16 protein-coding genes are annotated in these 21,952 nt (G+C 56.0%); 13 read left to right on the top strand and 3 right to left on the bottom strand.

What is annotated here, in order from left to right:
* On the top strand, nt 1-1,680 hold the full coding sequence (locus ABIB36_RS03035) for a glycosyltransferase family protein (protein ID WP_354559096.1): 1,680 nt from the start codon (nt 1-3) through the stop codon (nt 1,678-1,680).
* Here ABIB36_RS03035 and ABIB36_RS03030 read toward each other — a convergent pair.
* Nucleotides 1,653-1,940 carry a hypothetical protein gene (locus tag ABIB36_RS03030; RefSeq protein ID WP_354559095.1) on the bottom strand — a complete coding sequence of 96 codons (288 nt, stop codon included), beginning with the start codon at nt 1,938-1,940 and terminating at the stop codon, nt 1,653-1,655. The genes ABIB36_RS03035 and ABIB36_RS03030 overlap by 28 nt on opposite strands.
* A 726-nt stretch (nt 1,941-2,666) precedes the next feature.
* On the opposite strand from ABIB36_RS03030, the gene ABIB36_RS03025 reads away from it, so the two are divergent.
* Together ABIB36_RS03025 and ABIB36_RS03020 are read left to right on the top strand one after the other, a co-directional pair.
* The gene (locus ABIB36_RS03025) at nt 2,667-2,822 is read left to right on the top strand and encodes a hypothetical protein (protein WP_354559094.1); all 156 of its coding nucleotides are present in this window, start codon (nt 2,667-2,669) and stop codon (nt 2,820-2,822) included.
* Nucleotides 2,819-3,703, top strand: a complete 885-nt coding sequence (locus ABIB36_RS03020; RefSeq protein WP_354559093.1) for a type II toxin-antitoxin system death-on-curing family toxin — start codon at nt 2,819-2,821, stop codon at nt 3,701-3,703. Before ABIB36_RS03025 ends, ABIB36_RS03020 begins: the two co-directional genes overlap by 4 nt.
* Before the next feature lie 870 nt (nt 3,704-4,573).
* On the opposite strand, the gene ABIB36_RS03015 is transcribed toward ABIB36_RS03020, so the two are convergent.
* Entirely contained in the window at nt 4,574-5,272 is a 699-nt protein-coding gene (locus ABIB36_RS03015; protein WP_354559092.1) for a class F sortase, read from the bottom strand.
* Between the two features lie 20 nt (nt 5,273-5,292).
* Complete coding sequence (locus tag ABIB36_RS03010) at nt 5,293-6,681, bottom strand: ice-binding family protein (protein ID WP_354559091.1); 1,389 nt, start codon at nt 6,679-6,681, stop codon at nt 5,293-5,295.
* A gap of 844 nt (nt 6,682-7,525) precedes the next feature.
* On the opposite strand from ABIB36_RS03010, the gene ABIB36_RS03005 reads away from it, so the two are divergent.
* The 10 genes from ABIB36_RS03005 to ABIB36_RS02960 all read left to right on the top strand — a co-directional run bounded on the left by ABIB36_RS03005 (nt 7,526) and on the right by ABIB36_RS02960 (nt 21,493).
* Nucleotides 7,526-8,035, top strand: coding sequence for an acyltransferase (locus ABIB36_RS03005; protein ID WP_354559090.1), 510 nt, complete (start codon nt 7,526-7,528; stop codon nt 8,033-8,035).
* Between the two features lie 638 nt (nt 8,036-8,673).
* Nucleotides 8,674-9,993: a UDP-glucose dehydrogenase family protein gene (locus tag ABIB36_RS03000; protein WP_354559089.1), complete on the top strand. Its 1,320-nt coding sequence runs from the start codon at nt 8,674-8,676 to the stop codon at nt 9,991-9,993.
* Nucleotides 9,994-10,670: 677 nt separating this feature from the next.
* Nucleotides 10,671-12,095, top strand: a complete 1,425-nt coding sequence (locus tag ABIB36_RS02995; RefSeq protein ID WP_354559298.1) for a sugar transferase — start codon at nt 10,671-10,673, stop codon at nt 12,093-12,095.
* Between the two features lie 60 nt (nt 12,096-12,155).
* Complete coding sequence (locus tag ABIB36_RS02990) at nt 12,156-13,136, top strand: glycosyltransferase (protein ID WP_354559088.1); 981 nt, start codon at nt 12,156-12,158, stop codon at nt 13,134-13,136.
* A complete protein-coding gene (locus ABIB36_RS02985) occupies nt 13,133-14,104 on the top strand; it encodes a glycosyltransferase family protein (RefSeq protein WP_354559087.1) in 972 nt (323 codons plus the stop codon). The genes ABIB36_RS02990 and ABIB36_RS02985 overlap by 4 nt, the downstream gene beginning before the upstream one ends.
* Nucleotides 14,104-15,471 (top strand): O-antigen ligase family protein, encoded by a 1,368-nt coding sequence (locus ABIB36_RS02980; protein WP_354559297.1) that lies wholly within the window; start codon nt 14,104-14,106, stop codon nt 15,469-15,471. Before ABIB36_RS02985 ends, ABIB36_RS02980 begins: the two co-directional genes overlap by 1 nt.
* A gap of 71 nt (nt 15,472-15,542) precedes the next feature.
* Entirely contained in the window at nt 15,543-16,808 is a 1,266-nt protein-coding gene (locus ABIB36_RS02975) for a glycosyltransferase family protein (protein ID WP_354559086.1), read from the top strand.
* Nucleotides 16,805-18,100, top strand: a complete 1,296-nt coding sequence (locus ABIB36_RS02970) for a lipopolysaccharide biosynthesis protein (RefSeq protein ID WP_354559085.1) — start codon at nt 16,805-16,807, stop codon at nt 18,098-18,100. Before ABIB36_RS02975 ends, ABIB36_RS02970 begins: the two co-directional genes overlap by 4 nt.
* A 115-nt stretch (nt 18,101-18,215) precedes the next feature.
* On the top strand, nt 18,216-20,234 hold the full coding sequence (locus tag ABIB36_RS02965) for a polysaccharide pyruvyl transferase family protein (protein WP_354559084.1): 2,019 nt from the start codon (nt 18,216-18,218) through the stop codon (nt 20,232-20,234).
* Nucleotides 20,231-21,493 (top strand): Coenzyme F420 hydrogenase/dehydrogenase, beta subunit C-terminal domain, encoded by a 1,263-nt coding sequence (locus tag ABIB36_RS02960; protein WP_354559083.1) that lies wholly within the window; start codon nt 20,231-20,233, stop codon nt 21,491-21,493. The genes ABIB36_RS02965 and ABIB36_RS02960 overlap by 4 nt, the downstream gene beginning before the upstream one ends.
* Nucleotides 21,494-21,952 lie beyond the last annotated feature (459 nt).

Below are 21,952 nucleotides of genomic sequence, written 5' to 3'. Positions count from 1 at the left end.
GTGACGGATCTTCGGGAACCCGAAACCCCGATCATTGCGAAAACTGCACGGTACGAGCGTGTCTGGACCTATGCGCTGTTCCTCCCGTGTGCGGTGCTGTACGGCATCGTCGGATACCTGCTGGCTTCGACATACAACCTGATCGACGGCGACGGACCGTCTCGAGTGGCCAATGCGGGCTACACAATTTTCAGCCGGGACCCGCATCTCGGTGCGATCGGGTTCGTGTGGAATCCACTACCGAGCGTCGTCGAGATCCCGTTGCTGTTGCTGACTCCGGTGTGGCCGGAGATGAAGACGCTGGGTTTGGCCGGTGTGGTGCAGAGTGCGGTGTTCATGGCGCTCGCGGTGGTGGCGGTTCGTCGTATTGCGTTGGACCGGAACGTGCCTCGGGTATGGCGGTGGCTCGCCGTGGCCACCTTCGCGCTCAATCCCATGATCATCGAGTACGGCGCGACGGGGTTGAGCGAGGCCGCGTTCATCTTCTTCGTCGTCGTTGCCGTTCGACGCCTGCTGTTGTGGATGAGTACTCGCGACGTGCTCGATTTGGCGTGGGCGGGTTTCGCGATCGGTCTGAGCTATCTGGTGCGTTACGACGCGCTCAGCGTGGCGGCAGCAGCAGTGGTGGGTGTATTTCTGGTGACCTGGTTGCGTTATCGGGGTACCGCCGGAAACAAGGGGGCTCTGGGAACAGCTCTGCACGACGGGGTGATCGTGGGATTGCCCGCGGCGGCCGCGTTCGTGGTCTGGGCAGTCGCCGGGTGGGTCTTGACCGGAGAAGCGATTTCGCAGATCACCTCCCCCTACGGAAACTCCTCGCAGGTATCGGTGGCTGCGGTGAACCAGGGCGGAAGCGGGGTAGACCTGTCTTTTGCCAGTGGCGAGATTCTCGCTCGAATCTTCGGCATGCAGCCGTTGCTGGTCGTGGTGTTGGCGGTGGCAGCTGTTGTCGCACAACGACAACGACGCCTCGATTCGTTTGTCCCGACCGCCTTGTTCGGTGCGGTGATCATCTTTCAGGCCGCTGCTCAGATCACGGGTACCACCTTCGGGTGGTTCCGGTTCTACATCTTCGTCATTCCGCTGGTGGTCATCACGGTGCTGACGTGGTGGTCACCGGTAACGGAGCGCGCGCGGAGTGCGTCGGGATGGGCTCGGCATCTGCCCGGTGTGGCCATGCTCGCTGTCGCGGTGACGTCCATTCCGGTCACCTGGGTGTCGATGTTGGACCCTGCGGTGGGGAATCAGAGTGTGCAGTTCGGCTTGCGGTCGATCGTGTCGCCTTCGACGAATCCGATGGACCAGGAGTACTACTTTCAACTCTTCCAGGATGACAGGGCGATCGCCGAGTGGCTCGATCGGCAGAATCTGCCGGAGGGATCGGTTCTTTCCGATAGCTTCCAGAGTTGGGGAATCTGGTTGGCGTCGAACCGACCGGACCAATTCGTGATCACCAGCGACTTCGATTTTTTCGCGGTTCTCAACGACCCCGCAGCGAGTGGCATCCGGTACATCTTGGTCTCCGATCCAGTGGCGGACGGAGGCATGGATGCCATCAACACTCGCTATCCCAGTTTGTGGGACGACGGGGCGGGCATCAGTACTCGCGAGATGAGCGTGGTGGGCCCGGGCGGCATGATCCGCTGGCGAATCTATTCGGTCGACGCGACCGGAGGTTGACGGTTGGCGAAGTTGTCGACGCAGGCGCCTTGGATCTGGCGAACGAGTACAACGGTCAACGGTGCCACGGCGATCAACGCCACCCATGCGACGGGCGACAAGGCCACTACCGAGCCCGTTGCCACAATCAGTACGGCCAACACGAGCGCACCAGCGAGCCAGGGCACGATGCGCCGAGAGTGGATCAAGAAGCCCGCTACTGGGCGCTGAGTACTGGATTGGCGCTGTACCGCAGGCGCGTCGCTATGCAGATCTATCATGACAGTCTCCTGGACCACGAGGTGTCCGGTAAATGTACCTTTGGTTTGTTTAAACTTCAAATACAGACCAGTCGTAGGCGTCTGCCCGATTTTGATGTCATAGAGTCTGCCCACGGCCGGGGCCTGCAGTGGTATCGGCTCGTCAGAAACATTCGGGCGAATGACTTGGTTCGACGATCGATCACCGGCATGATGCCTTCTTATGTACAAAGTGCGCAGACGTAACGTCTTCCTCAGGCCTCGCATGATCGACGTCTACATCGGGCTCGCCGGCGGCGGGATCGTAGCGGCCGGGATGCTTGCGATGAGCCTGCGCTGAACTGAGCTCTCGAATGACTGTGCAGGTCGGGGTGGAATCTGCCCGACCTGCACAGTGATTCGACTGTAATCAGTCGGCGGGCTTCTAGGTGAGTGCGGCGTAGACGACGATGTTGTCGTCGTAACTGCCCGCACCATTGTCGAATGCACCGCCGCAGGTGATCAATCTGAGTCCGGCAGTCCCACATTCGTGATCAAGCTAATACGGGTCAGTCCTTTCGGTGTCGGATCGGACGGTGCGGCGGTGGAGTGTCACAGCGGCGGCGTCGTAAACGCACTGAATCGTTTCTGAGGTATCAATCCAGATCGAGCGCTCTTGGATTTATGCCCCGAATTACGGGAGCAGCTTTCCTCGCGTTATGTTCCCGTTCGGATGCCACGGGTTGACGAGGTTTGTACTCTAGAGTCATGGCGAACACCACGCACCGAGACCTCGACCCGACCTGCCCACCGGCAGAGCCGGGCCGTGACTCCGACCGGTTCGCCAACCGCGACGACGCCCTGGCCATCGCACGTAGCGAAGCCTCGCGCTGGTCCGGCTTGCTCGACCGTCTCGCGAAGTGACGGTCTATCTCGACCTGGAGACCGTACTCGCGATCAATCTAGAACATGGCGGGCCAGGCGCTGGAGTGCGAGATCGCGAAGGTGTCGAAGGGGCCATCAACCGAGCGCGAGCCACCGGTTTCGGACAGGACTTGTTTCAGGACGTGTGGACGAAAGCTGCTGCTTACCTGCATGGCTTGTGCAGCACCCAGTACTTCCATGACGGGAACAAGCGAACGGCGTGGCTGGTCGCGACGACTTTCCTCATCCTGAATGGCAAACGGCTGCCTCACGTCGACGACGTCGAAGCCGAAGCGTTCGTGCTCACGGTTGCTAAGGATCTATTCAGCAACGAGGACGAACCCGACCGCACAATCGAGCAGTCGGCCGAATGGTTTCGCGTCAAGTGGGACAACCAGCGCGTCGGACCTGCCACGGACCCCCGACTCGAGTTCGTTTTCGCCGCACTGAGCTGGCACCACGAGGAGGGAAACTTCTCTCTGGACCATGCGGGCCTGTATGCGCTCACGCCGTTGGAGCCATTTCCCACCGCGCAACTAGCCTTCGGTGTGTTCATGCGCATCCATTGGCGATCAGAAGACCTCGGGAGGGAGCATGAAATCACTGCAGTGCTCACGCCGGACGACGACCACAGTCCACGCGTGAACCGGAACCGAGTCAGTGGAACCGTTGGGCTGCCAGTCCCCAGCGGTCATCCGCACCACACCCACGGTGTCATGCCGATTCTTCTGGGCCTGGAGTTCAAAGCGGTCTTCCTCGGCCCCGGTCACTACCGAATCGACTTGTTCATCGACGGCGCGTCAGCGGCTTCCCTGCCGATGAAGGTCACTGATCCCTACGTTGAAGCTCCAGCCTTCTACGACGCCACCTCCAAGGTCTAGGTTCGGCAGGGAGTACCAAGCCCATCCTTAGCAAGGCCGAGCGTGAGACTCTCGAGCCACGCGTTGAGTTCAGCGCTGCAGCGAAGGCAATCCTGATCGTCGCGAGGTCGCGTTCTAGGTGTGCGTCGTCGTCACACCGCCCTCGGTGGAACTCACGACTGTGCCATCGGGGTTGTACGTTATGCCATCCGGGAGCAACGATGGGAGAACATAAGAGATGTTTCATGCCGCCCAATTGGAGGGCACACGTCAACGCCGGGACCGTTCGCCGCCTTGTACATCGAGGAACGCCCGAGCCGGAATGTGCCCGACCCGTGAATCTCGAACTGGAACGCCATTCGCTACGTCGCAGTCGACGGCACCACGACAAGCGGGGTCTGGAAGACACCCTGCCGTGGAAAGTACGGAGCCTCAAGGTCCCACGCGCGACCCGGATCTACGGTCGCGGTCGAGAGAATCTAGATGAGCCCCAGGATCCGCGCAGGAATCGGCGACAGGCGGCCCGCGAGCCGGGCCCCGAGCAGAGGCCTGTGGTGGTGTGGTTGTGGTGGTGGTGAGTCTCTCGTCCCGAACCCCAACGACCGCGACGTTTGCATCGTCACCGGCGGGGCGGCCTCGTCCCGGACCCGTCTGATCCCGACATGCTCGTAGCTTCCTGAGAGGAGAACACCCATGACTAGATTCCCTACAATCAGTGCGGAGAGCGAGGCCGCGGAGGTCGCGCGTTCCCTGTGTGAAGCTATCGAAGTTGTCGCGGGCATTGTTCGCACGGATCGCGCGTGGTAGCGACTGAGCTCTCGAATGACTGTGCAGGTCGGATGAATCTGCCCGACCTGCACAGTGATTTGACTGTAATCAGTCGGCGGGCTACTAGGTCAGTGCGGCGTAGACGACGATGTTGTCGTCGTAACTGCCCGCACCATTGTCGAATGCACCGCCGCAGGTGATCAACCTGAGTCCGGGATAGTCGATATCGCCGTAGACCGATGCCGTCGGAAACTCGGCCTTGGGATACTGCTCGACATCGGAGATTGTGAAGGTCTGCACGGTGTCATCCTCACGGCTGACGATGACCCTGTCCCCGCTGCTGAGTTCACGAAGCCGATAGAAGATCCCCGGGCTCCCGGCCCAGTCGACATGCCCAGTGATGATCGACGGCCCCAGCTCGCCCGGCGTGGGTGAGCCGTCGTACCAACCGCCGGGGAACCCTTCCGCCGGCACCTCCATGGTGCCGTCGGATTTCAAGCCCAGTCCGATGAGGTCGGAATCGACGCCGATGGCGGGGATTTCGATCCGTATCGGAGTCGACGCCGACGCAGCCGGGGCGCCGACAACTTTCTCGACGACGTCCGCATCCCCCGCAGGCGGGAGTGCAGGTGCGTCCGGTGGCGTAGCGACCGAAAAGGCAGAACCAGAGGAGTCGACCAACGACGATGGCTGCCCGACGACGACTCCATCGGGTTCTGCCGGGGCGCTGCAGCCGGTGACCAAAGCCAGTGCAAGCGCTACGGCTACGGCGAACCCTCCTACTGCGCCCCGACGTCGGGACGCAGTAGGACGATCACTCAAATCTGAGCGATGCGAGAACATCAGCTGCCGTTGGTGTTTCGGTGCTGTCGCCTAGCAACTATCAGTGCGGCTCCACCGACGAGGGCCGCGGCCGAGATCCAGATCGGTGCCCAGTGGCGCGTATCGCCTTGGCTGATCGTGCTGCCGTCACCGGTCTCGACTCCGCCGTTGGGAATCTGGGTGATCTGGCCACCCGGTGCATTGGTGCTCGGGCCGCCGTTAGGGGCAGGTGACTGTGGAGCCTCTGGTGTTTCCGGAGCGTTGGGTGTTCCTGGTGTGCGCGGAACCTCGGGAACTGTAGGTACGCCCGGAACTGTAGGTACGCCCGGCACTGTAGGTACGCCTGGCACTGTGGGTACACCCGGGATTGTGGGTACGCCCGGCACGGTCGGAACCCCGGGGATCGGCGGGATCGTGATTACCCATGGGACCTCAGGAATCGTAGGTACGCCCGGGATTGTCGGGATGGTGATGACCGGTGGTGCGGTCGTTGTCGTGACCGGGGGTGCGGTCGTGGTGGTGGTGGCCGGGGGTGCGGTCGTTGTTGTGGTGGTGGTTGGCGGTGCGGTCGTGGTGGTCGTGACCGGTGGCTCCGTTGTCGTGATCGGCGGCACCGTCGTCGTAGTGGGCGGCGTGGTGGTTGTAGTCGGCGGCGTGGAGCACATCGGCCGGGTGATCGTGTTCGTATCCAGCGCGACTTGACCGTTACGCGCCAGGATTCGGCCCTCGACTTTGGCGCCTGTTTGCAGGGTGATCGAGGTGAGAGCCATGACTGTGCCGACGAACGTGGTGGTCGTGCCCAGCGTGGCGGAGCTGCCGACTTGCCAGAAGACGTTGCACGGGTTTGCACCACCGATGAGGTTTACGGTGCTGTTGGGTGCGGTGATCAACGTCGAACCTGCTTGGAAGATGAAGACGGCCGCCGGATCGGACTGGGCATCCAAAGTGACTGTCCCGGTCAGTCCGAGTGCAGAGTCCGCTTTGTACACCCCAGGAGCCAGTGTTTGCCCACCGAGATCGGAAGATACCAATGTCGGCGGCGTCCGTCCTGCCGCGTCGTTGTATGCGGTGGTCAGATCAGCCTGTGCCTGCAGCGCTGGGGCATCTGCGGAGTGAATGACGCCATCGTTGACCAGGCCCGGGGGGAATCCGGTCACCTCTGTGCCAGGGCTGACCCCGAGATCGCCCGAGACCTTGGATGGGCCGGTGTTGGTGACCGTAGTACCGGCCAGAACTGCATAGCTGTCTGCAGTTCCCAGACCCACCGGTGGGGTGGCTGCACCTGCCGTCGCATTGGGCAGTATCAATAGCGCAGCGGTTCCCAACGCAAGAATGCCGACCGATGGTATGGCAAAAAATCGATATCGTTGGGTGAAATTCGAATTCAATGCAGAACGTGTCTGTGGCATATGTAGTCCCTTTTTTTGGCGGCATGTTTGAACCGCACACCGGCGTCCCCCGACTAGCCGGATTTGTACGTTGAATGAGCCTTTACGGCGGCGACGCTTTGCTGCCTCTGGTGTGGAGGCGCTGGTCATCGAGGTTCCGTATGGGTTGACGTGCAGCGGCGCATGGGCCGAATCTGGTGTAGTCCGATGAACGCCAGATAGAAAAAATGGCGTCGGACTACGCGCTGGGCGCGTCAGGGACTTCCTCGTAAATCCGTGTGTAGACGTTTTACACACTAGGCATACATTTTCTTAATAATCGCGGAATTCGATCGGTTCACAGGTTTGTTTCAACGAAGCTAAACGGGTTTTTGTGGGGAATTTTTGTTCCGGGACTCGCATTCGGCTGAATTCCCTTTTTCTGGCCTTGTTGAGAAAACCAAGCTATTTACTTGCTTTCAGCACCGGTGGGCCTCTGGGTTGAAGCTGTAAGTGTCGCGTGGCTGGGCGAGACTCTGCGAAGAGTCCTCGGTGGGCCGATCGCGAAGCCTGGTACAAAAGCCGAGAAACGAGACGCGAGCATGTGACATGCATTACAGAAAATTACTGAAGTTAAAATTTAGAAACGAATTCATTCAACTGAACGACAGTGGAAACCTTTGAGATACCCGGTTGCGTCATCGATTCTGTCCCGTTGCCCCGCTGGTGATCTCGCGAGTCTGCGTACTTCCGGCCGCTGTCGGAGCTAGGTGTTCGTTGCTCACCGGGTTCATTCGCACCTGCAGCACGCCGTAACCCGGTGTCAATTCTACGCAAATGCTGCCTCGTTCAATAGATGAGCGAGCGGTACGGCACAATGCATCCCATGGCATCGCCCTCCAACCAAATCCGCTACATCATCCGATCGTTCATCATCAACGGCGTACTGTCGTCGATGCTTATACCTACCGGAATGCGGTGGAGGCTGTACCGCGTCATGGGAATTAAAGTTTGTCGGTCGCGTATTTATCCTGGCGCGTTCCTCGCTAGCGGGCGCAATGTCGAAATCGGCCAAGGCGTGTTTTTGAATTACGATGCGTTCATCGACTCATCTGCTCCAGTCGTGATCGGAGACGGCGTATCATTCGGAATGAAGGTGTCTATTGTCACAAGTTCGCACCAGATCGGACCTTCCAGCAAGCGAGCGGGCGCAGGAACGTGCGAGCCTGTGACTATCGGTATCGGAGCTTGGCTCGGAGCGAATGTAACCGTCCAGCCCGGTGTGACGGTCGGCGAGGGGTGCGTCGTTGGTGCTGGCTCTCTGGTCACCAAGGACTGTGAGCCGAACGGACTCTATGTCGGTATCCCCGCCCGACGGGTCCGCGACCTCGACTGAACGGCAGATGCTCGCGTAGTTGTGGTGATTCCAGCGCCCCGGTGTGTTTTTAGAGAAGATTGCATGGCGAACCGCCCAGGCTTGCATTCCTGTCGTCCCTGCCTCAAGAAGGGTCTAAGTCTCTGGTAGAGACTGTTGTGCGGGTGGGACAGGTGTTCTGCGCCGTGCCTATCGTGGCTTGCTACTTACTGACTTATGGTGCGGACCTTGCGTCGAAGGGTGATATCAATCGGGTTTGGGATTCTTCGGATCGCCCTTGGCCCGGCTCTGCTGAGAATTGGTAGTAGCCTTCTGAAGTGCTGAGCGATCGCGGTTATGCCAGTGACTTGCATTACATGAAAATGCTGAAGCGGGATTTAGTGAACGAATTAATTGAACTGAATGACAGTGGAAACCTTTGAGATGCCCGGTTGGGTCATCTATTCTGATCCGTTGACCCGCTGGGGATCTCGCGGCGACACGCAGGGTCGGTTGCGTCGTGCCCGGCTAATTTTCGGTGTTCCTTTCGGCGCGCACTTTGTCACACCTGACCCTTAGGATGTGCGAGAGCAATGACTAGTCATCGACGTCATGCGCTCGACTTCGCGTTCACACTGTTCGCGATTCACATTCGGCCTCTGAAATAGGAAGACTGCCCCATGCGAATTACCGTGTTCGGAACCGGCTACCTCGGCGCGACCCACGCGGCGTGTATGGCGGAGTTGGGGCATGATGTCCTCGGAGTCGACGTCGATCCAGCCAAGCTCGCCAAGCTTGAGGCTGGTGAGGTTCCGTTCTATGAGCCTGGGCTCGAAGAGGTACTCCAGCGCAACATCGCAGCGGGCCGTCTGAAGTTCACTTCTTCCTATGAAGAGGCTGCAGAGTTCGCCGAAGTCCACTTCCTCGGCGTTGGCACTCCGCAGAAGAAGGGTGAATTCGCGGCCGACATGATCTATGTCGACGCGGTCATCGAGCAGCTCGCACCGCTGCTCACCAAGCCTGCAGTCATCTTCGGCAAGTCTACGGTCCCGGTCGGAACCGCTGCCCGGCTCGCGACACGAGCCCGGGAGCTCGCGCCGGCGGGCGATGAGGTTGAGGTGGCGTGGAATCCGGAGTTCCTCCGTGAGGGCTACGCCGTCAAGGACACCCTGCATCCGGACCGCCTGGTGCTGGGCGTAGACAAGGCGCGCCCCGGCCGTGCTGAGGAATTGGCTCGCGAGGTATACGCGCAGCTGCTCGAAGAGCAGATTCCCTTCCTTGTCACCGACCTGGCGACGGCCGAGCTGGTCAAGGCCTCGGCCAATGCCTTCCTTGCTACCAAGATTTCGTTTATCAATGCGATCGCCGAGGTCTGCGAAGCCGCAGGCGCCGATGTGACAGTGCTGGCAGATGCCATCGGTCACGACGATCGCATCGGTCGTAAGTTCCTCAACGCCGGCATCGGTTTCGGTGGCGGATGTCTACCCAAGGACATCCGCGCATTCATGGCCAGGGCCGGTGAGCTGGGCGCCGACCAGGCGTTGACGTTCCTGCGCGAGGTCGACAACATCAACATGCGGCGCCGCACCCGCATGGTGGAGTTGGCCAGAGAAGCCTGCGGGTCCCTGCTGGGCGCGCGGGTCGCGGTCCTCGGGGCGGCTTTTAAGCCCGACTCTGACGACGTACGCGACTCGCCGGCCCTCAATGTCGCTGGTCAGATCCAGCTGCAGGGTGCTGCGGTCAACGTGTACGACCCGAAGGCGATGGACAACTCACGCGCCTTGTTCCCCACACTCGGCTACAGCACCTCAGCGCTCGAAGCGTGCGAAGGCGCGGATGTAGTGCTGGTGTTGACGGAATGGAAAGAGTTCAAGGCACTGAAGCCGAAGGACCTCGACAGCGTGGTTCGGGCGAAAACCTTGATCGACGGTCGAAACTGCCTCGACCCGGTGCAGTGGCGCGATGCTGGATGGACCTACCGCGGGCTTGGGCGTCCGTAAAGCAAAGCTGACATTGTTTATAGCGATTTAACAGACGCGACAATATTTAGCAGGTGACAAAAGAACTGGCGTCATTCAATCGTATGAATCGGCGTCAAGACTGTTTTCGACTGCATGGAAACCTTCAGAATGACCGTTAAACTGGCAATCCAACCGCATTGTCAATGTTTCCAGTTACGAAAATTTATCGAGGGGGGCGCGGTCGGCCGCTCGCTTTGGAAGGGCCTGGCGTGCATGCGCCCCTGTAGCTTCAGTCAGGAAAAAGCTTGTCACGCTGCAAGATTGCTGATCAGGGTCGATTGGGCGTGTGGGTGTAACAGGAGCTCGCGCTCGTTCGATAGGTAGTGTGGGTAGATTTCTGTACACGCTATGCTCGCGGTCTGCATAGCCGGTGTGGTAAACCAATTAAGTCACGTAATTAAACTGTGATGTGACTCACTTGGAGAGTCGGATTTCGGACAACGTGCGAAAATTTGAATGCTCGAGCAGTAGAGCTGCAGTAGGTGCGTCCATGCCAATGTGGAATTGAATCGTCGGGGTTCGCAGGCAATCGTTGACAGTCCTCCCCAAGGCTGTCGCAGTACCGTTAGGAGGGGAAGTCGGTGGCAACGCTGGGAACAGTAAGGCAGACTTCGCACGCAGTATCGCCGGGCAAGCAGGCGTGGCGAGTACGCCGATTGACTTCTCGCCGCGTGTGGGAACACCAGTACATAGACAGACTCCGAGTCACCGACAGCGTTGTCGTCCTAGTTGCCGTTGCTCTGGCGCAGTTGATCCGGTTCGGCGAACTTCAGACAACGGCGATGCTGAGCTACACGGGAGTCTCCGTATCTCTCGCGGGCCTCTGGATCGCGTTCCTTGCCATCTTCCGCACCCGCTCGACCCGCGTGATCGGGAACGGCGCCGAGGAGTACCGACGCATCGTCTCGGCTACCTTCCGGCTCTTCGGTGTCATTGCGATACTGGCGCTACTATTCAAAATCGACATCGCGCGTCTATATCTCGCGATCGCGTTCCCAGTTGGCCTGTTGGCCCTTCTAGTCAGTCGCTGGATGTGGCGCAAGGGTGTCGCCGCCAAGCGCAGCAAAGGTAAGTATCAGACCGCGGTGCTGATCGTAGGTAGCCGGGCGGCAGCAGTCTCGATGGCCAAGCAGTTCGAGCGATCACCTGCAGCCGGATACAGCGTGGTAGGCATGTGCCTGCCAGGGTTCGAACCAAAGCGTGATTCGGCTGTGGTGGACGGCTACGAAATTCCAGTGCTCGGCGACGAGCACAACGTCCTCGAGGCCATCCAGGCTTCAGGCGCGGATACTGTCGCCGTCACCGCCACCGAGCATCTTGGAACCAAGGGCATCCGCAAAATGGTCTGGGATCTTGAGAAGAAAAACATTGACCTTGTGGTCGCGCCTGGTGTCGTCGACGTAGCGGGCCCCCGGTTGGTCATGCGTCCGGTCGCCGGCTTCCCGTTGATTCATGTGGAGAAACCTCAGTACAACGGCGCAACTCGCTTCAGTAAGACGGCCTTCGACTTCATCTTTGCAGTCCTGGTTCTTGTGTTGATATCCCCCATCTTGTTGGCGACAGCTGCTGCGGTGAAGGCTACGAGTCGCGGTCCGGTGTTCTATAAATCGGAGCGCATGGGCATAGACGGTAAACCTTTCCCGATGATCAAGTTTCGCAGCATGATCCAGAATGCTGACAAGCAGGTAGATGCCCTGCTTGCTCAGAACGAGAGTTCGGGCGGCGTGTTATTCAAGATACGTGAGGATCCTCGTGTGACGAAGGTCGGTAAGTTCATGCGTAAGTACAGCATCGACGAGCTACCCCAGTTTTTGAATGTGCTCCGGCGCGAAATGAGCGTGGTTGGACCTAGGCCACCGTTGCGACGCGAAGTCGAAACCTACGATGGCGATGTACGACGACGGTTACTTGTGAAGCCTGGGATTACTGGACTATGGCAGGTAAGTGGCCGTTCCGACCTGTCGTGGGAAGAAACTGTCCGACTGGATCTCTCTTACGTGGAGAATTGGTCGATGGTGGGGGATCTCCTAATTATCGCAAAGACGGTCAAAGCAGTTGCTGGTAGCAGCGGGGCGTATTAAAGCTCAAACGTTAACCGCTGGACAGCTCTTCAACATTCATCGACTGTGCCTGGAGTAGACATGAATAAAGGATTGACCACCGGGACTGAGCCATCTAAGCTCGTCGAGATTATCCCGGCCGGGGCAAGGGTCTTGTGGGTGGCCTCGACGGGAGGACACCTTGAGCAGCTAGTCCGCATGGCAAGCAACGTTGAGTCCGATCCAGCCTCGAGCTGGATAACGTTCGATTCGCATCAATCTAAAAGCTTACTTCGCGGCCGTAATGTGGTGAATGTGCCCTACGTAAAACCCCGTGACTTTAAGGCCGCATTTCATGCGGCACGGATAGTGGCACCGAGTATCACCAAGGATTCGTACGACGTATGCGTAAGTACCGGAGCAGCACTCGCATCGTCTATTCTCCCGCTGGCAAGAATTCGGGGCCTTCGCACAATTTATGTCGAGAGCGTGAGTCGCACCGAGGGGCCTTCTTTGACAGGTAGGCTTATGAGGGCATTCCCTGGCATTTCGACGTACACCCAACATCGGACCTGGGCGAAGGGCGGCTGGCGCCAACTGCAATCCCTGCTGGAGGAATGGAAGCCTGTTTCTGTTTTGCCGAAGACTGGATCCCTGAAATTATTCGTTACTCTCGGTACGATCAAGCCATATAGATTTGATCGTGCAGTCGATTCGATATTGTCGTTGTTACGCCCCGGCGATGAGGTGGTCTGGCAACTCGGCGCGACGACCCGCAGCGACCTACCAGGAGAAACCCATTCCGAAATACCAGCATCCCAGGTGCTTACTACAGCACTTTGGGCCGATGTAGTCATTACGCATGCGGGTGTCGGGTCTATTCTCTCTCTTTTAGATGTTGGTATATGCCCGATCCTGGCAGTCAGGGATCGAGACCATAACGAGCATGTCGATGGACACCAGAGTCAAATAGCTACTGCTATGGTCTCTCGCAAGTTGGCCTACCGATTGGACCTCAGTGAGCCTAGGCGCGATACGCTGTACTCCGCTGCCGCAACAAAAATTGAACCGCAGGCACAATGAACAACGAAGAAGGTCTATTTATTAGCTGGGTCAAACATCACGGCAGGAGTCAGGACCTCGCGTTAGCGCTAGGTATGCTCCCCGTGTTCATAGAGGGTGGTGCCGGCCCGCTACCAATCCGCTATGCGATTCAATCGATCAAAACAATCCGTATGGTTCTAGAAAAACGCCCACCGGTGATGGCAATAATGCTGCCGCCACTCCCGTTGCTTATTGTTGTCAAACTCTTTTTCCGTGGCCGACTTATTGTTGACCTGCACAGTGGTGTCTTCTTAGATCCCAAGTGGAAATGGGCATTAGTTCCGACGCTGCGTCTTATCGGCCGTAAGGCAATAGCAATTGTTACAAATTCCGCACTACAGAGTGTTTGTCAGACACACGATGTGAAAGCTATCGCTCTCCACGATCTAATTTCCAGCCCGACGGGGAGCTCCATCAAGACGCGCGACCGAACTTTCCCATCATTTATTCTTACTCCACTGAGCTACGCAAACGACGAACCAGTTGATGAGATACTCGGCGCTGCGGCCCTGGACCCAAGCCTCAATTGGGTGTTAACTGGCAAAGCACCAGAGGTAGTAAAAATGAAAGCAACGGACAATGTGACCTTCTCCGGGTATGTGACTGACTCGGGCTACGCAGACTTATTGCAGGACTGCGCGATCGTGGTAGCACTTACTGATCGACCACATACCATGCAACGTGGCGGGTACGAAGCGATGATCTATGGCAAACCGCTAGTGACAAGCGAATTTCCTGAGTTGCAGCGTTTCTTCGGTGACGCGGCGATGTACGTGCCGACCACTGCTACAGGGATACTCGGCGGAGTGCGGGCTGCCACAACTAGCGCGGAAGAGACATCGAAATTGATGCGTCAGCTGCAAGTGAAACACGTGGCGGACCAGAAGGAATCAGTAGCGAGTCTGATTCGTTGGGTCAAAGAATTGAGCGAGGTGCACAGACCGTGATGCGAGTAGCGTCTCCCTCAGTCGAGGATTTGATCGACAGTTCAGTAAATCATCGATTCGTGCTGAACTATCGAGATATCGTGGTCTGGATTGCGCTGATCTCAACTGCATTTCCTACCCTCTATGGCGTTGAGTGGAAGGCCACCTTGGGTCCGGGATCGGTATATTTGTCCGATCTACTTCTGCTTGCAAGTACAGTTGCGGCCGTCAAGATTGTTAGATCGACGCCATATTTAGGCATGCTTTCTTTAGGTGTGGTCATTTTTGGCTGTGTCGGGGTATGGCACGGCGCCACGGTGTCTTGGGTAATTCGTGATATGAGACCGACACTCTATATCGTCGCAGGTATAGTCATAGGCGCGTACCTCATGGCTCGGCCCGAGTCTTTACGATTTGGCGGACGTGCAATAACCTGGCTAATTTCTGGAACCGCGGTACTAGCAATTTTGAGTCAATTGACCTCCACCACTATCGTCGGGAATGAGGCTGGCGCTGTCAATGCCATATACTACAGCGGTCAGGCTCAATCTCTGGATAGTCGAAGAATTCAGACGGAAACCGTTTCAATTGCACTATTTGTCACATGTTTTCTTATCTCGGCTTCAGTATTCAAGTTGAAAATTGGTAGACTAATCGGAAAAAAGCACCTGATGGTCTTAATTTTCGCAGCAACATCATTGACCATAATGTCTTATTCTCGAAACTCGCTAGCGGGTATCGCCGCGGCCTCGTTTCTATCTGTCGTGATTCCTTTCGCATCTTCTCGTTGGGATAGATTCGGCCGACTTACGCTGCTAGCTTTGACTGGGATCGTCCTAGCCGGAATTCCCGTGTGGATCGGCTACCAATACGGATATTTTGCGAATGTGATCGACACGTTCTCAAGCCGAGTGTTGACTGGAATCGCACCCGACGTGATCGCCACCGACCCCTCTGTGGGATGGCGTTTTGTTGAGATGAACAGCGCGTGGACCTTTCTCTCCAACAATCCGCTGACTGGAACCGGTTTCGGAGCATATTATCGAGAAAAGTTATTTGGAGAACCATTCGTGGGTGACCAGGGGCGCCTCTATCTTCATAATTACATGATATTGCCATTCGTCAAATTCGGTGTCATCGGCGGCACGCTCATGATTTCGCTCATTGGTCTCGGTATATATAAGCTGTTTCGAGCTGCCAATAACCAGAATGTTACTAACCGGCGCTTTTGGGCATCGTTAGGATGTGCCTTTACCGCGATGATGGTCGTAAGTCTCGTAAGTCCGATCATGCATGCAAGAAGTTTTGCCGCATTCGGCGGGTGCGTAATAGCCTGCGGTTTGATTGTCTGCGTTGACAAACGCGCACAGATGGCTGACACACGATGAGTAACCTTGAGTCCGAGAGTTTGCAACCCCGACCGCATGGACGAAATTCTTTCGTCAGTCGCTTCCGGACGGTGCAACGACTGGGCAAAAGGTTCTCGCTTCTAATTATTACAAACACTGTAGTAATAATATTGATTGCCGTTTTCTGCGTCGTAATGCATGAAGGTGTCCGATACAGCGACGAGCAAGGCTATTTAGAACTTGGGAAGGGCGTTGGTCAATTCGGCGTCTACCAGTTGAACGGACTAGCCACTGCTTATAGGCCGCCAGCTTGGCCGTTGTGGATTTCGACTACATTCATAATTGACTCTCCAGGCTGGGTCGTGTTTGTGATTCCAGCGATACTTCTGATGGCATCGGCCGTCTTAGCTTCTTCGATCGGCTATCGGATAGGCGGCCAGATCGCCGGCATCACAGCCCCAATTCTCGTTGGCCTCTATCCCGTCAACCTGTACACAGCGACCACGCTGTACCCTCAGACATTGGCGCTGGCGTGCATCCTTGCCCTTTGGGCGATGTGGATATTTGCGCCGACTGTCACCAGCAGTAAGTGCAGGGCAGTTGTTGCTGTAGGCGCTGGATTAACAGCATCGTGCCTGGCCTTGGCGGTGCCGACTCTGGCACTCACTGCCGCAGTGCTCTTGTTAGCGGTTGTGGTTACATTTTGGCGCATTGGTGCACGATTGGCTGCCGCGCTAAGTGTGGTATTCGCAGCAGGAACCTGGCTAATATGGGTCGTTCGAAACTACATAACGATCGGTGAGGCAGTTTTCCTCTCGACGTCGTCAGGGTTCAACCTCCTTCTCGGTAATAGTCCCAACGCGACGGCGGATAGTGGCGTATCCGCTGATATCAGCCCGAGCGTCGAGTATGCGACGGCGCACGGAATGGGTGAGCTATCTCGTAACGACTTCTACTCAACAGAGGCGCGGAGCTGGATAACGTCCAACCCGGAAGAGTTCTCAATCTTATACGTTAAAAAATTAGTAAACTATTTTTCGCCATATAACGAGCCGCATAGCGCTGCACAAAATAATGCTACGGTCCAGGCACTGATTGCGACCGTGGCCTTCGGTTCAATATTAGTACTGTGCATTGTACGTATACTCGGTCGAGAATCGATAAAAATGCACGCGAATGAATGGGTAGTAATCGCACTATTTTTTGCTAACGGTCCCATAATGGCGTTGTATTTTACGCGAACTAGATTTAGACAGCCGTTGGATGGGTTGATGGCAGTCGAAGCGGCGATAGGCCTTGCTGTACTCTTCGCGATCTGCTCACGTTTCCTGCAACACCGGAGGCAGCGAAAAGATAGGGTTGGTTTACCGTTATGATGACGCATCGACTACCAAACTCACCATCATTACTGATCGTCTCCAAAGTTCTTGGGTCTATCCTGACATTAGCGACCGCTCCGCTTATTGCAAGGGCGTTGGGTCCCGACGGTCGAGGAATTACGGCGGGAATCACCGCTGTGGTGTTTCTAGTCCCACTGCTCTGTGGATTTGGGCTGCCTTGGGTCGTTCGGCGACGTGTAGCTACTGCTGCGGATCCGCATGCAGTAATTAGGTCCGCTCAACGGCTCAGTGTCTTGTCCCTAATTCCGGCACTATTAATTTCGGCACTCGCTGTGAGCACGATATTCTCGGACCTATCTTCTCTGGAAAAAATTGTGTTTTACCTGTGCTTGTCTACCACACCATTAGTTGTTTCGCGGAACGTACTGATAAGCTATTTTGTAGTAACAAAATCGTACACAAAGATTGCTGTTCTCACCCTCGCTCAGCCGTTATTCTACGTCGGCGGTATTTTTGTTTGTTTTGCGATCGGACAATTAGCAGTAGTTGGTGTCATCGCTGTATACGGTCTGTCGATCGTGGCTACATACGTTGCGACAATCAGATTCAACGTCGTGCGGTGGCGCGGGTCCCGTGTCCCATTCGGTGCGCTGTTGCGTGAGTCGGCTCGGGCAGGTGGTGCGCAGATCGCCGAGATGTCCTCGTACAGATTGGGCCTTATCCTGCTTCTGCCCCTTGCGGGTGCATCCGCGCTAGGCCAGTATTCTGTAGCAACGAATATCGCCATGGCTCCCAGCCCAGTGGGTAACGCACTTGGGGCGAGTTCGTTTGTTCATATTGCCAAGTCGTCTGATCGCGAACAATCAGACATCGCAGCGGAGTCAATACGTCATTCGACGATAGTAGGTTTGCTGGCGGGTGCTTTGGTCGCTGCGATTGCTCCCCTCGCTGTGCCCATCATCTTCGGAAACGAATTCAGACCCGCTATTGAAACGACCTTACTTCTAAGCGTTGGTACTGTTTTGGTAATTGTGAACCAAGTCCTCACCTCGTCGTTATTCGCAATCAATAAAGGGATGGCTGTTACCTTTTCTCAACTTTCAGGACTCGTCGTGAGCGTTCCACTGCTTATTATTTTTGGGCAAAAATATGGTGCAAATGGAGCCGCGTTGTCGGCTGTGTGTGGCTATTTCGTAACTACACTTTTCGGCGTTTCTGCGATGCCAGTGACCATCCGTGGCCTCGTTCCCAGAAGAGGTGATTTCCAGTCTACTTTTCGTGCTCTCTTTCGCCGTGCCCCCGATCCTGTCTCAGGTAAGACTGCATAGAGTAGATCGTCGCAGGCCGGTGCTGGCGGGCTAGATTAATCTCGCGATAGTTTGGAAAGGGTAAGTTGTGATAGTTCGGGGTACAGATGGTCGGCAGTCATCAAAGAGGCCGAAGGTGACTGTAGTTACGGTGGCTTACAACTCGGGGGATGTTTTAGAGAAATGCATCTGCTCGATCGTTGACGATGATGACATTGGTACCATTATTGTTATCGACAATTCGACGGACCATCATCAGCGCGCGCGGACTAAATCTATAGCAGATAAATATGATGTCCAATACAAATCGAACCCGACTAATCTCGGGTTTGGAGTCGCAGTCAATACCGCGATACTAGATGCCAATCTAGACAACGATGATCTAATTTGGATACTTAATCCCGACACAGAGGTCGACGCCGGTGCGGTTGCGGGCTTAGTGGATGCCGTTGTAAATCGGACCTGCGAGATCGTGTCGCCCCTCATCACAACTGGGGTTGATCGTGACAGATTGTGGTTTGCGGGGGGCGAGATCGATGTGAATCGACGATCTGTTCGTCATCCAGGCATTGGCTTGCCCCTGACTGAGATTCCAACCCTCACCAGGATCAACTTCATTACCGGTGCCGCCATGATGATGAGCGCCTCGACGTGGCGGCGGCTTGGTGGGTTCGACCCGAAGATCTTTCTCTACTGGGAAGATGTCGACCTGTGTATCCGAGCACAAAAACTCGGCATCCGCATGGCGGTGGTTCCGAACTCTGTAGTCTGGCATGCAGTCGGTGCATCATCAGCGGCAGAAGGTAAAAGTGAGATTTACTACTATTCTATGCAACGGAATAGAGTCATCGTAATGGGTCGTTATTATGGTCGATTCAGTACCATTTTTGGACCGGGAGCTATCGAGACGGCTCGTATATTTGCGCGGGCTGCGAAGGAATCGAAGGGGCGCGCAAGTAAATTGCGTGCTGCGGTCAGGGGGTATGGCGCCGGATGCAGGGAATCTCTTAAGAGCCGGCATTCGAGAAATAAGAAGCCAGCGGTCAGTCGGTTCGAAGCTCCGACCAGAGTTTTGGCCTTATGGGCTGACTCCCATTCCGCGAACCTGGGAGTTAGGGTTTTGGCGGAAGGGGCTGAGTCGTTGGCTAAAGTTACATGGGGAGGCGACGTAGAGGTCGTATGCCAGGATTTCGGCTCGGGATCGACCGGTGTCTCGCTAGGCGCGCGGTCCATTATGAAGGACATTGGTCGGAGCCGAGGGCCCATCAAAGAACATTTTAGAAGTTTCGATGCAGCTTTCGATACAGGCGCCGGGGACAGTTTTACTGATATATACGGGTATAAGCGTCTGTTAACGATAATCTATTCGCAACGTCTACTCAAGCGATTGGGTATCCCAAGCGTGATGCTGCCGCAAACGATAGGTCCCTTCAAATCGCGCACTGGTAGATTGCTTGCACGTGGTGCACTTGCGAACTTTGACTGTGTTCTATCTAGGGATGCAGTCAGCGCCCAGTGCGCCGAGTCGCTAGGGCGAGAAGTTGATGGTATCAGTACGGATTTAGTTTTTATGTTAGTAAATCCCAGTGAATCGGTACAAAGCGATGTTCTCGTGAATGTGTCTGGATTGCTGTGGCATGAGAACTCACACGTCAACTATGTAGACTATCGTGGTTTCGTCCGTGAACTCATTGATGGCTTGATTGTTGCTGAAAGACAGATAACGCTAATCGCACACGTGCTCGACTCGCCGCGTGAAGACAATGACGTTCCAGTACTGCGGTTGCTCGCCGAAGAGTATCAATCCGTTGGTGTAACCGCAGTTATACCGACATCTTTGGATTCTGCGAGGTCGATTATCTCTGGAGCTAATATTTTGATCGGGTCAAGAATGCACGCTTGTTTGAATGCTTTGTCTGTGGGCACTCCGGCTATCGCGTGGGCGTATTCGCGAAAGTTTGAACCTTTGATGGCGGCACTCGAGTGGCGCGCGGTTTTAGATTTGAAGCTGTCCGACGATATCGCGAACGACACCCTACAGCTTGTGTCTCAGCTTCAAGACTTACCGTATCCGGTTGCCGCTGTGCAAGCGAGGGCACGTGATTTCTCGAAAGTCGCGATGGGCGAGATTGCGAAAAGGTGGCATACGGTATGAAGAAGTCGGTGGCCCAAGAGATATCGAAGGTAGTTCGTAACGGAAATTGTAGTGGCTGCGGTGGATGTGCACAGGTATTTCAAGATGTCTCTATGGAAATAGTTAAGAATCGCTTTCTGAGGCCTTCACTGGGTGTGGAGAAGGACTACACAACAGTGGGCGACGTCATGAAGTTCAGGAGTGTCTGTCCGGGGATTGGCGTCCATGCACCGGTGCCCGTTGAGGATGGGATGAAGCAAGATTCGATTTTCGGGCCCTATATATCGGCATGGGTGGGGTGGGCTTCAGACGAAGAATTTCGCAATGCTGGCAGCAGTGGTGGTGTGCTGACAGCCCTTTCAGCCTGGATGGTTGAGAAGGAGCAGACTGCGAAGGTAGTCGGGACTACTGCGCTTGAGGGGTCTACGCGCAGCACTTCGACGAACATAACTAGTCGGAAGGACGCGCTGTCCGCGGCTGGATCACGTTACGCGCCAGTAGCAAATTTGCCACTATTTGTAGTCAATGGTTCGAGTAATGCCTTGGTTGGAAAGCCCTGTGAAATCTCATCAGCACGAGCCATAATGGGCTTAGAAGGCGGTGCTGTAGAGGATACCCCCTTCATGATGTCCTTTTTTTGCGCGGGTGTTCCGAGCCAGAGTGCAACAGATGTTCTCGTCGAAAATTTGGGTGTGAATGTTAAGAGCGTTACATCGCTTCGTTACCGTGGGGCGGGTTGGCCCGGAGAGTTTGCAGTGCAGGACGCGGGTGGGAATTCCGCCGTTCTTTCCTATAGTGAATCGTGGGGTGCGCATCTCGGCAAGGATTTGCAATGGCGGTGTAAGTTGTGCCCCGATGGTACGGGTCGATTCGCAGATGTGTCAGTTGGGGACTATTGGGAGTCGGATGCAAATGGTTTTCCTGTGTTCGATACGGGAGACGGCAGGTCGTTCATATTTGCGCGAACGGCACGAGGTCACCAGTCCTTGATGGATGCCGCGGCGGATGGTGTGCTCCTATTGGAATCAATTTCGCACGATGTCCTATATAGCGTGCAACCACTTCAGGTCACAAGGGTCCGGACGCTGTTCGGAAGACTGCTCGGACGTTTGTTGTCAGGGCATAGAATCCCGACGTATCGTGGCTTCGCGTTGTCGGCGCTGGCACGGCAGCACTTTGCCGCGAGTTCAAGGGCGGCGCTAGGTACTTTCAGGAGAAGTTGGGGACGTAGCGGCAACCTTTTAGACCCCGAAGTTGAGAGAGGGAAAGGAATAAAATGAGAAAGTTTGTCGCAAGGACGAAAAGCGCGGACCTGTCCAGTTCAGGTCTATCAATGAATCGTTCGATCTTTAGTAAGATTGCTGTAGGACTATACAAATCCGTCCCTGCGCGTTCGCGATTGTTGAAGGCAATTGTTGCAATCGAGGGTGGGCCCATGATCTCGGAAACTCTGCGCACGATATTGCACAGGTACCATGGAGTATCGGTTGGCGGATTTTCGTATGGTGCGCTACTTGATCCTGGGTTTTGTGACCCGAATACCTCGATCGGACGGTATGTATCGATTGGGCCTAATGTTCGCAGATTTGGAGCTGCCCACCCCACCGGTTCTGCAACGATGCACCCGTTCTGGTACCAGCCCCGTTATGGCCTTGGCGCTAGCGATGTAGTCCGCTCCCGGTGTGAGATCGGTCATGATTCTTGGATAGGTGCTAACACCGTGATTTTGCCGGGGTGTA

This window comes from Rhodococcus sp. UYP9 (assembly GCF_040547235.1).
Taxonomy (GTDB): Bacteria; Actinomycetota; Actinomycetes; order Mycobacteriales; family Mycobacteriaceae; genus Rhodococcoides.
The sequence above is the reverse complement of the archived record's forward strand: the minus strand, read 5'-3'. Positions and strand labels throughout refer to the sequence as shown.

Bases quoted from the DNA above. Each gene is read 5' to 3' on its own strand.
- ABIB36_RS02980 (WP_354559297.1), top strand. From the start codon at position 14,104: ATGCGAGTAGCGTCTCCCTCAGTCGAGGATTTGATCGACAGTTCAGTA.
- ABIB36_RS02970 (WP_354559085.1), top strand. From the start codon at position 16,805: ATGATGACGCATCGACTACCAAACTCACCATCATTACTGATCGTCTCC.
- ABIB36_RS02990 (WP_354559088.1), top strand. From the start codon at position 12,156: ATGAATAAAGGATTGACCACCGGGACTGAGCCATCTAAGCTCGTCGAG.
- ABIB36_RS03010 (WP_354559091.1), bottom strand. From the start codon at position 6,681: ATGCCACAGACACGTTCTGCATTGAATTCGAATTTCACCCAACGATAT.
- ABIB36_RS03005 (WP_354559090.1), top strand. From the start codon at position 7,526: ATGGCATCGCCCTCCAACCAAATCCGCTACATCATCCGATCGTTCATC.
- ABIB36_RS03030 (WP_354559095.1), bottom strand. From the start codon at position 1,940: ATGATAGATCTGCATAGCGACGCGCCTGCGGTACAGCGCCAATCCAGT.
- ABIB36_RS02960 (WP_354559083.1), top strand. From the start codon at position 20,231: ATGAAGAAGTCGGTGGCCCAAGAGATATCGAAGGTAGTTCGTAACGGA.
- ABIB36_RS03025 (WP_354559094.1), top strand. From the start codon at position 2,667: ATGGCGAACACCACGCACCGAGACCTCGACCCGACCTGCCCACCGGCA.
- ABIB36_RS03000 (WP_354559089.1), top strand. From the start codon at position 8,674: ATGCGAATTACCGTGTTCGGAACCGGCTACCTCGGCGCGACCCACGCG.
- ABIB36_RS02985 (WP_354559087.1), top strand. From the start codon at position 13,133: ATGAACAACGAAGAAGGTCTATTTATTAGCTGGGTCAAACATCACGGC.